This is a genomic window from [Clostridium] hylemonae DSM 15053 (assembly GCF_008281175.1).
GTDB lineage: Bacteria > Bacillota > Clostridia > Lachnospirales > Lachnospiraceae > Extibacter > Extibacter hylemonae.
Map to the genome: position 1 here is coordinate 1861449 of NZ_CP036524.1, position 14040 is coordinate 1875488.

11 protein-coding genes are annotated in these 14040 nt (G+C 48.4%); 5 read left to right on the plus strand and 6 right to left on the minus strand.

Annotated features, from left to right (window positions below):
- Positions 1 to 53: 53 nt before the first annotated feature.
- From LAJLEIBI_RS08530 to LAJLEIBI_RS08545, 4 genes are all read left to right on the plus strand, one after another.
- A complete protein-coding gene (locus LAJLEIBI_RS08530) occupies positions 54 to 2654 on the plus strand; it encodes an EAL domain-containing protein (protein ID WP_006441387.1) in 2601 nt (866 codons plus the stop codon).
- Positions 2651 to 6235, plus strand: a complete 3585-nt coding sequence (locus LAJLEIBI_RS08535; protein ID WP_006441388.1) for a response regulator — start codon at positions 2651 to 2653, stop codon at positions 6233 to 6235. The genes LAJLEIBI_RS08530 and LAJLEIBI_RS08535 overlap by 4 nt, the downstream gene beginning before the upstream one ends.
- 4 nt (positions 6236 to 6239) lie before the next feature.
- Positions 6240 to 6605 (plus strand): Hpt domain-containing protein, encoded by a 366-nt coding sequence (locus LAJLEIBI_RS08540; RefSeq protein ID WP_040434555.1) that lies wholly within the window; start codon positions 6240 to 6242, stop codon positions 6603 to 6605.
- Positions 6606 to 6688: 83 nt separating this feature from the next.
- Complete coding sequence (locus tag LAJLEIBI_RS08545; protein WP_050765530.1) at positions 6689 to 8029, plus strand: MATE family efflux transporter; 1341 nt, start codon at positions 6689 to 6691, stop codon at positions 8027 to 8029.
- A gap of 5 nt (positions 8030 to 8034) precedes the next feature.
- On the opposite strand, the gene LAJLEIBI_RS08550 is transcribed toward LAJLEIBI_RS08545, so the two are convergent.
- Together LAJLEIBI_RS08550 and LAJLEIBI_RS08555 are read right to left on the minus strand one after the other, a co-directional pair.
- A complete protein-coding gene (locus LAJLEIBI_RS08550) occupies positions 8035 to 9093 on the minus strand; it encodes a tyrosine-type recombinase/integrase (RefSeq protein WP_040434558.1) in 1059 nt (352 codons plus the stop codon).
- A gap of 344 nt (positions 9094 to 9437) precedes the next feature.
- Entirely contained in the window at positions 9438 to 9797 is a 360-nt protein-coding gene (locus LAJLEIBI_RS08555) for a LysM peptidoglycan-binding domain-containing protein (protein WP_040434560.1), read from the minus strand.
- 200 nt (positions 9798 to 9997) lie between these two features.
- Here LAJLEIBI_RS08555 and lexA point away from each other — a divergent pair, with 200 nt between their 5' ends.
- Complete coding sequence (gene lexA / locus LAJLEIBI_RS08560; RefSeq protein WP_006441395.1) at positions 9998 to 10615, plus strand: transcriptional repressor LexA; 618 nt, start codon at positions 9998 to 10000, stop codon at positions 10613 to 10615.
- Positions 10616 to 10708: 93 nt separating this feature from the next.
- Here lexA and LAJLEIBI_RS08565 read toward each other — a convergent pair whose 3' ends face one another.
- Genes LAJLEIBI_RS08565 through LAJLEIBI_RS08580 form a run of 4 tightly spaced genes read right to left on the minus strand, consistent with a single transcriptional unit; the run spans position 10709 to position 13944 of the window.
- Positions 10709 to 11812, minus strand: a complete 1104-nt coding sequence (locus LAJLEIBI_RS08565) for an ABC transporter permease (protein ID WP_006441396.1) — start codon at positions 11810 to 11812, stop codon at positions 10709 to 10711.
- A complete protein-coding gene (locus LAJLEIBI_RS08570) occupies positions 11790 to 12686 on the minus strand; it encodes an ABC transporter ATP-binding protein (RefSeq protein ID WP_006441397.1) in 897 nt (298 codons plus the stop codon). Before LAJLEIBI_RS08570 ends, LAJLEIBI_RS08565 begins: the two co-directional genes overlap by 23 nt.
- Positions 12671 to 13459, minus strand: a complete 789-nt coding sequence (locus LAJLEIBI_RS08575) for a hypothetical protein (RefSeq protein ID WP_006441398.1) — start codon at positions 13457 to 13459, stop codon at positions 12671 to 12673. Before LAJLEIBI_RS08575 ends, LAJLEIBI_RS08570 begins: the two co-directional genes overlap by 16 nt.
- Entirely contained in the window at positions 13456 to 13944 is a 489-nt protein-coding gene (locus LAJLEIBI_RS08580) for an RNA polymerase sigma factor (protein WP_227055287.1), read from the minus strand. The genes LAJLEIBI_RS08575 and LAJLEIBI_RS08580 overlap by 4 nt, the downstream gene beginning before the upstream one ends.
- Between the last annotated feature and the right edge of the window lie 96 nt (positions 13945 to 14040).

The following is a 14040-nucleotide window of genomic DNA, read 5'->3' on the forward strand; positions in this document are numbered from 1 at the left end:
CATTAAAAATTCGTGCGGGGATCATACCGGCCGGAGAGATAAGAGGATGATATATGAGTGCAAAGAAAAAGATATTAGTGATAGAGGACAATGCCATCAACCGGATGATGCTTTGTGAGATCCTCGCGCCGGAATATGAAGTTCTGGAAGCAGAAAACGGACAGACGGCGCTCGCCATGCTGGAGCAGTGCAGTGAAGAAATATCTCTGATCCTCCTTGATATCGTCATGCCGGTCATGGATGGACATACGTTTCTATCCATTGTAGAAAAGACTCCTTCTTATGCGTCGATCCCTGTCATTGTGACGACGCAGAGCGACAGTGAGGCTGATGAAATAGCCGCCCTTTCAAGCGGAGCAACGGAATTTGTCACAAAGCCGTACAGACCGCAGGCTATCCTGCGCAGAGTGGCCAGTATTATCCGTCTGCGTGAGACAGCGGCGATTATCAATCAGTTCCAGTTCGACAGTCTTACTGGATTATACAGCAAGGAATTTTTTTACCGCCGTGTAAAAGAGACACTGGAGCAGAACCCGGGGAAGGAATATGATATCCTCTGCTCAGACATTGAAAATTTTAAACTGGTAAATGATATTTTCGGGGTGCCTGCGGGTGACCGTCTGCTTGGCAGCATAGCTGCAATATACACAAAGCTTGTGGGGGAAAAAGGGATCTGCGGACGTCTGCATGCGGACCAGTTTGCCTGTTTGATGGAGCGGCGGTACGATTATGCAGATGCCTTTTTTGTGCAGGCAGATATGGAGCTTGGCAGGACGAGCAACATGAGGAATACTGTGATGAAATGGGGGATCTATGCCGTCGAGGACCGCACGCTGGCAGTGGAGCAGATGTGCGACCGCGCGCTTCTGGCCGCCCGCAACATCAAGGGACAGTATGGAAAGCATTATTCCAGATATGATGATGAACTGCGCAACAAGATGCTCCACGAACAGGCGATCACAGATATTATGGAAGAGGCGCTTTCAGAGGAGCAGTTTGTGATTTATCTGCAGCCAAAGTACAGTATAAGCAAAGACCGGCTGGCCGGAGCGGAGGCGCTTGTACGCTGGGAACATCCGGAGTGGGGCTTCCAGTCTCCGGCGGCCTTTATACCGCTTTTTGAAAGAAATGGATTTATAACAAAACTTGACCAGTATGTCTGGAAGAAAACGTGTGCTGTCATGCAGGAATGGGACAGGAAGGGCTATCCTCAGATCCCGGTGTCTGTCAATGTGTCCAGGGCGGACGTATATCAGGTGGATCTGGCAGAAGTTCTGATGGAAACAGTGCGCAGATACGGAATCGCCCCTTCGCGCCTTCATCTTGAGATTACAGAAAGCGCCTATACAGAAGACCCGGAGCAGATCATCGACACCGTACGCCATCTGCGTAAACTGGGCTTTATCATAGAGATGGATGACTTCGGCAGCGGCTATTCTTCTTTAAATATGCTGAATCAGCTTCCGCTTGATATCTTAAAGCTGGATATGAAATTTATTCAGAGTGAGACGGCAAAACCGATCGATAAGGGAATCCTTGGCTTCATCATGGGGCTGGCGCGGTGGATGAAATTAAGTGTGGTGGCAGAGGGCGTGGAGACACGGGAGCAGCTGGAGCGTCTGAGAGAGATCGGCTGTGATTTTGTACAGGGATATTATTTCGCCCGTCCTATGCCATGCACTGATTTTGAGGCTCTTCTGAAAAGACTCGACACCGAAGTCTGTGAGAATGAGACGCAGGCGGGAGGCGGTCAGGAAAGCGACGCGGCGCAGAGTTATATTCTGATAGCAGAAGAGGATGAAGAGCAGCGCCGCGAACTGCGAAAGCTCTTCCAGGGCAGGTATCAGATCGCGGAGGCGGCTACAGGGCAGGAGGCGCTGGGATTTATCGTGCGTTTTGAACGTGAACTTTCCGCTGTTGTTTTAAGTCTGACACTGCCGGAATTAGACGGTTTTTCAATTCTGGACGTTCTGCAGAGAGAAAAAGCGGTCTGGAATATACCGGTTATCGCTACAGGGCAGCCGGATATCACGCTGGAGGAAAGAGCGGTCGAACTGGGCGCCGATGATTTTGCGTATAAGCCTTATTCGGCCGGTATGCTGGAGAGACGTCTTATCCATGCAATGAGACGCACGCTGTCCCGCGAACGGGAACAGGCGCTGCAGGAGGAGGCGGGCAGAGATTTCCTCACCGGCCTTCTCAACCGCCGCGGGCTTAATGCGTCAGCCCGCCTTGTGAGAAAAGAGGATGCGCCTATGGCGGTATATCTGTTTGATCTGGACGATCTAAAACAGATCAATGACACTTACGGACATGAATACGGCGACCGGCTCATTAAAAAGTTTGGAACGCTTCTAAGCGAACGTACGAGAAGCTGTGACATCCTTGCAAGGTTCGGGGGAGATGAATTCATCGCTGTCATCAAACAGATGGATTCAAGAGCGTCGGCGCTTAAAAAGGGAGAAGAAATCTGCAGTGCGTTCCGGGAAGGAGAGCTTACGGAACAGTTTGCCACGAGCTGTACAGGCGGTGTCGCCATCTGGGATGCCGATATCCCCATCGCCAATATAATCGTCGAAGCTGACAAAGCCTTATACTGGGCAAAACGGAGCCGTAAAGGCGGATGTTGTCTGCAAAGAGGGAGTGACATATGATAACACAATTAACGGCATTAGAGACAGTAGAAAAATTTTGCCACAGCTGGTTTGAACTGCGTGATCTGGAGCTTACCCTTTCTTTTCTGTCGGAGAATGTAAGCTTTGTAGGCAGCGGAGAGGGAGAGTCAGCCTGGGGAAAAGAGGCCATGGCTGATTATATCCGGCAGGATATCGCCGAGATCCCGGAGCCTTTTTCCTGCCATATATCAGTCATATATGAGCAGACTCCGGCCGGGAATGTCCGGAATCTGTCCATGGAGATCACACTTAAAAACACAATGTATACCTGGTATCTGCGCGGTTTCTATACACTCGTCCTGGAAGACAGCAGATGGAAAGTGTTCAGCATACATGTTGCAGAGCCAAGCCGCAATCAGGCCGGCGGGGAACACTACCCTCAGACTCTGGTGGTGGAACATATCGCGCAGCAGCGCCAGAAACTTCTGAACGATTCCGTTCCCGGCGGAATGATGGGAGGATATATAGAGGAAGGCTTCCCTTTCTACTTTATCAACCATAACATGCTTGATTATCTCGGCTATGAGAATGAGGAAGAGTTCTGTCTTGATATTGACGGTATGATCGCCAACTGTATGCACCCCGACGACCGGGACATGGTGGATACGGAAGTGGCCGCACAGTTGGAGAAGGGCGGAGAATATGCGGTTGATTACCGGATGAAAAAGAAAGACGGTTCTTATATATGGGTGCACGATTCCGGGCGGAAAACGGTGGCGGAGGACGGCAGGGATGCCATCGCCTCTGTATGTGTCGATATCACAGCCCAGAAAACGGCGCAGGAGGAAGTGCTCCATCTCTATAATAATATACCCGGCGGTGTTTTCCGGTGCAGATTTGATGATGATCTATCGGTGATCGGAGCGAACGACGGTCTGTATGAATTTCTTGGCTACGGCAGGGAGGAATTCGCTGCAATGGGCAATAAAATGTCGGCGGTCATCCATCCCGACGACTTGGGACCGATATCCGGCAATCTGACGGAACAGTTGAAACACAGCAATGCGATTCATTATGAGAACCGCGTCATCTGCAAAGACGGAACAGTCAGATGGGTGTCAGTAAAAGCCCAGCTCTTTGCGGAGCAGAATGGGGAACGTCATTTCTACTGTGTGCTCGTGGACAATACGAAAGAAAAGCGTCTGCAGGAGAGGGCCAACGAGCTGTATGAGCAGGAGATGACTTATTTTGCAGAACTCTCATCAAGGGACGGCGCTTTTCAGGGACGCATCAATGTGACACAAAATAAGCTGGAAAATTACATATCGACTGCCAATGTGGCGGTATCCCGGGCGGGGGACAGTTATGAACAGACGGTGGAGCATCTGGCCTGTTCTGCAGTAGATCCCCATTATGGGCAAAAACTGCGCGAGACATTAAAACGGGACAAGGTACTGGAAGATTATGCGGCGGGGAAGGCAGATTATAATTTTAGTTTTCTGTGCAGGAGAAAAGACGGAACAGCCTTCTGGAGTGGCTCAAATTTCCATACTTGCCTGAACCCCGAGACCGGCGACGTGATGATGTTCTTTTACACGCAGGATATCACAGAGCAAAGGCTGCAGGATCAGCTGCTGAAAAAGATCACAAAACTAGATTACGATCTTATCACAGAGATAGACATCACAACATCCACGTACAGGCTGGTCGGGTTTTCCGACGAATGGAAGCAGGCTGTTTTACAGCAGGGAGATTTTCAGCAGGAGATCCGCCGGATAGCCGAGAGCCGGATGAACGAGGAAGCCCGGAAGGTATTTCTGGAAAAACTGGATTTTGAATACATGAAGTCCTGTCTGGCCCGGCAGAATTCATATACTTTTATATTGGAACTCACAGAGGACCGGGGGACACGGGTAAAGAGATTTCAGGTGTTTTATATTAATGAAGAGCTTGGCCGGGTATGCATGACCTGGTCTGATGTGACAGATGTGGTGAGACAGGAACAGCGGCAGAAGGAAGAATTGGCGGCCGCGCTCGTGGCTGCTGAACAGGCTAATGTTGCAAAATCAGATTTCCTCTCCCGCATGAGCCATGAAATCCGGACGCCGATGAATGCGATAATAGGAATGAGTACGATAGCCGCCCAGTCCATTGGAGATGACGAGCAGATTGAAGACTGTATCTCCAAGATAGGTATCTCCTCGAGGTTCCTTCTGTCGCTGATCAATGACATTCTGGATATGAGCCGTATTGAGAGCGGCAAGATGCTGCTCAAATCCGAGAGGATACCCACGGAAGAATTTTTAAACGGTATCAACTCTATCTGTTATTCACAGGCAGCGGTCAAGAATGTAGACTATGAATGCATTATCGATCCGGTTCTCGCTGATTATTATGTAGGTGATGCGATGAAGCTTCAGCAGGTCCTGATCAATATACTGTCCAATGCGATCAAATTTACAGGGGAAGGCGGAAAAGTGACTTTTTCTGCGGCGGAGCGCAGGAAGACAAAGACCGATGCGGTTCTGCGCTTTATCGTAAATGATACCGGTGTCGGTATGAACGAGGATTTTCTGCCGCATATATTTGAGCCTTTCTCCCAGGAGTCTACAGGTACGACCGCGTTGTACGGCGGCACAGGACTCGGTCTTGCCATATCCAAAAATATCGTGGACTTAATGGACGGAAAGATAACAGTGCGCTCTATCAAAGGGATCGGCACCGAGTTTACCGTTGATGTTAAAGTAGGGATCAGTGAGGAAGAGAAGCTGCGGCACCACCAGAAGAAGCAGAATTATAATTTTGCTCATTTAAAGACGCTCGTTGTAGACGATGACGTGGCTGTATGTGAAAGCGCGGTCGTCACGCTGCGTGAGATGGGAATCACCGCAGAATGGATCGACAGCGGGAGAAAAGCGATCGACAGGGTCAAGATGCTTTGGGGAGAAGGCCGGTACTATGATATGATCCTCATAGACTGGAAGATGCCGGAGATGGACGGGCTTGAAACCGCACGGCGCATACGTTCCATTGTAGGGCCGGAAGTCACGATCATCATTATGACGGCCTACGACTGGGTCTCCATCGAGCATGAGGCAAAACTCGCCGGTGTGAACATGCTTATGAGCAAGCCCATGTTCAAATCTTCTTTGATATCTGCCTTTACGAAAGCGCTCGGTGATAAGGAAGAGCAGTCGCAGAGGCCGGAGCCGGAGGATTTTGATTTTACAGGCAAACGAGTGCTTCTGGCGGAAGATAATGCCATTAACACAGAAGTCGCCGTAATGCTGCTGGAGAGCAAGGGCTTCCAGGTAGAAACAGCGGAAAACGGTCTGCGCGCACTGGAGATGTTCAGTAAGTCCGAGACGGGGTATTATGACGCCATACTTATGGATATACGCATGCCGATCATGGACGGGCTGACGACAGCTTCCAATATAAGGCATCTCAGCAATTCTGACGCGGGCAATATCCCTATCATCGCCATGACGGCCAACGCCTTTGATGATGATATAGAAAAGAGCAAGGCCGCGGGAATGGATGCGCATCTTGCGAAACCGATCGATCCGGGCCGCATGTATCAGACATTGTATGATTTTATATATGATAAGGAGGATTGAGCGGATGGATGAAGTTCAGGAGATAATGAAGTCTTATGGAATGGACGGCGAGGCCACAATGAGGCGGTTCATGGGTAACACGAAGCTGTATATCAAACTGCTTGATATGCTGCCTGCCGACAACAGTATCCATGAACTTGACGACGCCCTGTCCGCAGGCGATCTTGACAAAGCTTTTGAGGCAGCGCACACGCTCAAGGGAGTTGCCGGAAATCTTGGGCTGTCCCCTCTTTACGATGCTGTCTGCGTGATCGTAGAGCCGCTTCGCAAGCGGGAGGCAATGGATGGCTACCCGGCGCTTTTCGGGGCTGTACAGAAAGAATTTAAGAATGCCCTTGCCATGCTGGAGGCATTAAAAAACTATGGTTAGAATTTTTGCAGGGAGGGAGAAAAAAGGTGGCAGATGACCAGAAAATACTGTTATTTGAGAAGTTGCCGATACCGAAGGCTGTAATGCAGCTGTCAGTTCCCACTGTACTTAGTTCACTCGTCATGGTGATCTATAACCTGGCTGATACTTATTTTGTCGGAATGATGAATGATCCGGTTCAGAACGCTGCAGTGACGCTGGCGGCACCGGTACTCCTGGCATTCAACGCAGTCAATAACCTGTTTGGTGTCGGAAGTTCCAGTATGATGAGCCGGGCTCTTGGGAGCCGGGATTACGATAAGGTCGGCAGGAGTTCTGCATTTGGATTCTACTGTTCGCTGATCGCCGGTCTGCTGTTTTCATTTTTGTGCTTTTCTTTCCGCGGTCCGCTGCTTAGAGTGCTAGGGGCTGATCCGAGTACAGTGGCGGCAACACTGGAATATTTACGCTGGACGGTAATGTGCGGCGCGGCTCCGGCAATTCTGAACGTTGTAATGGCTTATATGGTGCGGGCGGAGGGGGCATCCCTGCATGCCAGTATCGGAACGATGAGCGGTTGTCTTTTAAATATTATTCTGGACCCTGTTTTTATTCTGCCATGGGGGCTTAATATGGGAGCAGCAGGCGCCGGTCTGGCCACATTTTTGTCAAACTGCGCGGCGTGCTGTTATTTCTTTGTACTATTGTATGTGCGCAGAAAGAAAACAGTTGTATGTATATCTCCGAGAAAATTCGGCTTCCGGAAGGAAATAGTTCTGGGAGTCTGCGGCGTCGGGGTTCCCGCGGCGATCCAGAATCTGCTCAATGTGACCGGCATGACGATCTTAAATAACTTTACGGCGCCGTTCGGTGCCCACGCTGTAGCTGCAATGGGGATCGCCCAGAAAGTGAATATGGTACCGCTGCAGGTGGCGATAGGATTCTCCCAGGGAGTCATGCCGCTGATCAGTTATAATTACGCCAGCAAAAACCGGGAGCGAATGAAAGCGTCTATTATGTTTACGATCAGGACGATCGTTCCGCTGATGGTTGTTGTATCAGTTCTGTTCAGCGCAGGGGCAGGGCCGATCATCAGTGCTTTTATGAAAAATGAAGACATCATCGCCTATGGGACAAGGTTTCTGCGCGGCGCCTGCCTTTGTCTGCCGTTTCTCTGTATGGATTTTATCGCGGTGGGAGTGTTCCAGGCATTGGGCCATGGAAGGAAAGCGCTGGTGTTTGCCATCCTGCGGAAGATCCTGCTTGAGATCCCGGCACTGTATGTATTGAATTTTCTGTTTCCGCTGTATGGGCTTCCGTATGCACAGTTTGTTGCGGAGTTTGTATTGTCCATTGCATCGGTTGTGATGCTGAATCGGATATTCAAGTCAGAGGGAAGACCGGCAGGGCAGAAAGATACCGGAGAGCAGGAGTCTTTAAATTAAATAGTTCAGCTTTCCCGAAGCTTCACAGCCGATGCTGCTTTACGCCGCCGGTCTTCATCTATGGCAGCATAGTGCTTTTTCGTCGTATTGACATCCTTGTGGCCGAGAACGTCGGCGACAAGATAAATATCGCCCGTCTCTTTGTATAGTGAAGTGCCGTAAGTGCTTCTCAGCTTATGCGGTGTGATCTTTTTGTTTGGAGTTACCTGTCTGGCGTATTTCTTTACCATATTTTCCATCGCCTGTATTCCCATCCGTCTGCGCTGAGTAGAAAGAAAGAGGGCATTTTCATGGCCGGAGAGGGGAGTGGCGGCTTTTCTGTCTCCATTGATATATGTCAGCAAAGCTTTCTCAACCTCTTCTCCGAAATAGACTACCATCTGGTTGCCGCCCTTTCGCGTCACGGTAATTCCATTGTTCTTAAAATCCACATCCGTCAGATCAAGTCCTACACATTCCGACACACGGATGCCTGTGCCAAGAAGCAAGGTCAAAATAGCCAGATCCCGGTCCTTAGTCTTGTGGTAATAAGTCAATGCCTGTCCGGATAATTTACTTCCGCATGTTTCTACGTAGTCCAGAAGCAATGCGACTTCATCTGCGTCAAGCCGTATGATCGCCTTGTCGTGCAGCTTTGGCATGTCTACAAGCAAAGTGGGATTCTTTGTAATTATCTGGTGCTTAAAATAATAGCTGTAGAAGCTCCGCAGGGCGGACATTTTTCTGGAAAGGCCTTTTTCACTGTTTGTGATCAGTTCATCCTCATGCCTGTATACTTTCAGATATTCCATATATTCCTCAATGTCTACGGGTTCGAGCTTCTCCAGATCTGAAACGTCAAACTGCGAGATCGTATGATTTTTATAGTTCGGATTGGCCTCCATAAGAAAATGAAAGAAAACCCGTATGTCATATGCATAGTTTATCCTCGTTTTAGCTGAAGACTTTGGCTCCATTGCGCGAAAATAATCCCTGGCAAACGGCGGCAGGGTTTTTAAGACTTCTCTGAGCCGAAGTGTCTGATTGATCTGTGTCTGTTCATGATACGATTTTGATTCTGCCATAAGAAATAAATTCCCCCTTGTTATCTTGTCAGGCATGTATTGATGCCTGAAACCCCTTGAATTATGGTAATTATAGCATTATATGATTTCTTTGTCCATATCTTTTGGAAAAATCGGTATTTGTCGTATAGATGTATTGCGCAAATAAAAAAGAAAGTGTCCGGCACAGTATAACGGCGGCATGTTCTGTCATGCGTTACTGCTCTTTGAACACGCCGCCAATAGGTGAGTATAATATATATAAGGCTGTATAAGCTTATATATCCATCTGAATTACATACTTGGGATCCCGGCACTGTATGTGCTGAATTTCCTATTTTATCTATATCTATTTTTATCTATATCTATCTGAATGCAGTATCATAATACGCGATCGTCAGATACTGGCTGTCCTGGATATCGTCAGACTTGAGTCCGTTGATCTCTTTTACTTCATCAATATATTCAATTATAGAACCGTCTTTCTCATTCATATATTCCTCGGCAATTCCCCACAGTGTGTCACCTGACTGAATCTCGATACTTTTGTAATATCTGTGTTCCACCGGCGCTTCGTCTGTGCTGCCGTGCGCATCGGCAAAATTGCAGCCGAGCAGGATGCTCATGCACAACACCAATACGAGTGCCGATACAACAACTGCCAGTTTCTTCATATATACTTGTCTTCTTCTCTTGCCTGCCGCGTATGATCTGTGTGCTCTCATAACTGCTCCTCCTCATTACCCCTTCTTCTAAACGAACAACTGTTCTATATAAAGATTATATAATCCGAACGCACGTTTGTCAATAGTAATCCTTAAATTAATCGAACATATTTTCTAAACATTTGTTTGCTTTTTTACTTTTGCTATGATAAAATAAGTATAAAAGCAGAAAGTACGGATAAAAATTAAGGAGGTTTCTTATGGCGCAAGGTAAAATCAGTCCTAAGCAGCAGGAAATATTAGAATACATAAAGGCACAGATACTGGAACGGGGATTTCCGCCTGCAGTGCGCGATATCTGCGAAGCGGTACATCTCAAATCTACGTCATCGGTCCACTCTCACCTGGAGACGCTGGAAAAGAACGGATATATCCGTAGAGACCCGACCAAGCCGAGAGCAATTGAGATATTGGATGATTCCTTTAATTTTACGAGACGTGAGATGGTAAATGTCCCGATCCTCGGGCGTGTAGCGGCAGGGGAACCTATTCTTGCCGAGCAGAATATAGAGAACTACTTCCCTATTCCGATGGAATACATGCCGAACAAGCAGACGTTTATGCTCAAGGTGAAAGGTGAAAGCATGATCAATGCCGGGATCCTGGACGGAGATTATGTATTGGTGGAGGAACGAAAGACAGCCCGCAACGGGGAAATGGTCGTCGCGCTCGTCGATGACGGAGCTACGGTCAAGACGTTCTACAAAGAAGAAGGCATTATCCGCCTGCAGCCGCAGAACGATACAATGGATCCTATTATCGTGCGTGACGTTCAGATATTGGGGAAGGTTATTGGCGTATTCCGTTTTTTTGACTGATCCCTTACATAACATAAATAAAATATGAAAAAGAGCGTTCCGTGACTGTGTTAATAGTCATGAAGAACGCTCTTTTCCTATTTTGGCATTTTGTTATGTCACCTGATGTCCGCCAAAGATGTTTCGGCAGCCTTTCCACGCTGTCAATCCCATAACAATGGTCAGAAAGATATTCAAATATGACATCGGTATGCGAAGGCCGCCAAGCCTCATGTCTTCCATTCCTAGCACTAACGCTGCGTTGAAATCCCCCGACGGCATGATGGAAAGGAACTGGTTGAGCGGCAGAATGTCCAGTTTATCAATCAGTATGATCGGAACAATGTACAGCAGCAGGGCGACCAGCACAGCTGTAAATGCATTTTTTGATAACGCAGATATAAGCAGTGTGATGCAGGTGAGAAGCACAGCGCCTATTACCGCGAATATTATGACAAGTATCATAGCCTGCAGACAGCTGAGTGTGCGGGGGACTGTCCAGAACAGGCCGTGTGCGGCTGCCTGCACCGTCGCATCCCATCCTTTTACGCCATATTGTATAAATATTGCCCCGGCCGGGAGGGCGATCGTGAAAAGGGCAAGCAGGACGGAAAAGCAGACGGATGCTGTTATCTTAGCCCGGATGCACGTGCTCTTTCCTTTTTTGGATGTCAGCAGGAGCGCGTCCATACCGCTGGAATATTCCTCCGAGAAAACAGGCGCCACGGTGATGACGATCAGAAACCCGGCTATGAGAAGCATGGATTCCATGCATAGCATAGCTGTCTCCCACCCCCTTGTATACCCGATCTGAAATGGCTGCTCTTTGATCTGCGGGTAAGCGGATTCAATGTCTTCCTCAGTCAAAGGTTTCACCTTATCCCACGATTCCCATACAAACATGGACGATATGGATTTTGTCACCCAGTCTCCCTTGTAAGATAATTCCTCCGGGCTGCCGGAGTCTATGGCTGCCTTTAGAATATCATTTACCTTGTCTGCATTCAGCTCTCCTCTGTACTTATCTGCAATTGTTTTTTCATACGCCGCGGCTTTCCTGCCGTGATATGTCGTTCCATCCGCAGTTTTTACTTCCAGATAGTCGATGCGCTGATTAAGCAGCAATATGATCATAACGAGCGTGTAAGCCGCAACGGCAGCCAGAATGAGCTTTTTATGAATTAATTTTCCGAACTCAAAGCGAAACAGCTGTCCCATAAGCGTCCTCTCCTTTCCCGCTGAAATAATAGAGATATATGTCTTCCAGCGCCGCCTCTGCTTTTACCGCCTCCTCAGCAGGTTTTTCCTCAGATACAATGCGCAGTACGGTCCTGTCTCCCCTGCTTTTTACATTTACGACTGTATAAGCCTCCTCCATTTTGGCAGCTCTTGATGCGCTGACCTCACATTCCCATACAAAGTCTCTGATATCCGAAGTGATCTCTTCCAGTGTTCCGGTTTTGATAAAACGTCCTTCCTTCATGATGAAAATTTTATCCGCAATGTATTCAATATCCGCCACAATGTGCGTTGAGAGCAGCACGATCTTATCTTTTGAAAATGAGCTGATAAGGTTGCGGAAACGCACGCGTTCCTTCGGGTCAAGGCCCGACGTCGGTTCATCCAGCACGAGTATTTTCGGATCGTTCAGCATTGCCTGGGCAATACCGAGCCTGCGCTGCATTCCGCCGGAAAAGGTTTTGATCTTTCTGTCTTTCTCAGACAGAAGCCCCGTAAGCTCCAGCAGTTCCATGGACCGCTCCGCAGCTGTCATTTTATTGAGTCCTTTTAGCGCTGCCATATAGAGTAAGAACTTAAGTGCTGTAAATTCGGGATAATAACCAAACTTCTGAGGCAGATAGCCTAAAATACCGCGGTAGTCCTCTCCCATCATATGAATGTCCTGCCGGCAGTAGTATATGGAGCCGGAGGTGGGGGCGAGTATGTCGCATATAAGCCGCATCAGCGTCGTCTTGCCCGCTCCGTTGGCCCCAAGCAGACCGTAAATGCCCGGTGTCAGGCACATACTGAGCTGATCTACCGCCAGTTTGGCGCCGTACCTTTTTGTTATCTGTTCTAATTGTAATTCCATAACTCATCCCATCCTTTCCCTTTCTGTCCGATAAACCTGACATATAAATATACCTGAACGCTAAGAAGGATCATGCTGGCAGCGAGCGCGGCAGCGGTTACGGCTGTTGTCTGAATGCCGGAAAGAATCTCCTCCAGCAGAACATAATACTTCTGCATGTACAGGCAGACGAGACAGAGAAAGATTCCGGCGCATACAAGGATATAATTCACACTGCTGTTCCTTATTCTGCGTATCAGATACATGTATACGGAACAGGATACAGTGAAAGGGACCACTACCCGGAGCAGACAGCTGTATGGTGCAGTACCGGTTTTCACTATGGCCGCCGAAAGGACGGCCAATATGAACGTATCGGCCAGCCCGAATATGAGAAGTCTCATGCAGCATATGTCTTTCAGGTTATATCTGGATGACTGCTCCAGCTCCCACATTCCTTCCGAAAAGCTGCGGGCGAGCACTGGAAATACAGTGACGCCTAACACCGGGGAAGCCACTGACAGCGTGGTGAGTCCGTTTGAGTGCGGAGCATGCACGCAGATCCACAGTCCAAATATAAGAAGGAAGCTTTCTGTCAGCCAGAGTGAGGCTGGAATATAGGCCAGCTGTATTTTCAGCCGCAGCCAGAATGGAGTCTTCTCCTTTTTGTGCTCTTTCCCTGCCTCTGTTTTCAGTTTGTAAAGTGCAGCGTTTTTCCGGCCGGAACTGATATCCGGAGGGCTGTACGCTTCCAGAAGTGTCTGCAGTTCCTTTTCTTTTTTTGATAAAGTCAATTGAATTCCTCCTCATCCAGCAGTTTCCGCAGCTTGTCCATGCTTTGTCGCAGCCTGGATTTGACCGTGGGGATGCTGCTGTCCGTTATCGTTGCTATTTCCTGTATCGAGAGCTGGTGGTAAAATCTCAAAATCACCACATCCCTCTGCATCCGGGGCAGTTTCTCAAGTGCGGCCCTGATGACCTGGCCGCTCTCCATACGGGCAAGATTTTTATCCTCTTCTGCCCTGCCTGGGGAGAGACCGAGCGTGACAGCTTCTTCGGGAATCTCTTTTTCCTTACGGAAATGATCATAGCAGACGTTCCGGGCTATCCGGAACAGCCACGCTTTGAACTTCCGCTTTTCTGTATATGTGCCGTAAAACCGGATCAGCCGCAGAAAAGTCTCCTGGGTGCAGTCATACGCGGCCTCTTCATTGCCTGTCATGTAATAGGAAAAACGGAAAATCTCGTCATAATACTGAAGTATCTTTTTTTCGTCCAGTTTCCGGCACCTTCTTTCTGTCTGTAAAACGTCTTACATATATATAACGCATAAAATCGAGAAAAGGATTTAAAAAAGAGGAATGTTTTTTCATTC

Bases quoted from the DNA above. Each gene is read 5' to 3' on its own strand.
- LAJLEIBI_RS08530 (WP_006441387.1), top strand. From the start codon at position 54: ATGAGTGCAAAGAAAAAGATATTAGTGATAGAGGACAATGCCATCAAC.
- LAJLEIBI_RS08535 (WP_006441388.1), top strand. From the start codon at position 2,651: ATGATAACACAATTAACGGCATTAGAGACAGTAGAAAAATTTTGCCAC.
- LAJLEIBI_RS08540 (WP_040434555.1), top strand. From the start codon at position 6,240: ATGGATGAAGTTCAGGAGATAATGAAGTCTTATGGAATGGACGGCGAG.
- LAJLEIBI_RS08545 (WP_050765530.1), top strand. From the start codon at position 6,689: ATGCAGCTGTCAGTTCCCACTGTACTTAGTTCACTCGTCATGGTGATC.
- LAJLEIBI_RS08550 (WP_040434558.1), bottom strand. From the start codon at position 9,093: ATGGCAGAATCAAAATCGTATCATGAACAGACACAGATCAATCAGACA.
- LAJLEIBI_RS08555 (WP_040434560.1), bottom strand. From the start codon at position 9,797: ATGAGAGCACACAGATCATACGCGGCAGGCAAGAGAAGAAGACAAGTA.
- lexA (WP_006441395.1), top strand. From the start codon at position 9,998: ATGGCGCAAGGTAAAATCAGTCCTAAGCAGCAGGAAATATTAGAATAC.
- LAJLEIBI_RS08565 (WP_006441396.1), bottom strand. From the start codon at position 11,812: ATGGGACAGCTGTTTCGCTTTGAGTTCGGAAAATTAATTCATAAAAAG.
- LAJLEIBI_RS08570 (WP_006441397.1), bottom strand. From the start codon at position 12,686: ATGGAATTACAATTAGAACAGATAACAAAAAGGTACGGCGCCAAACTG.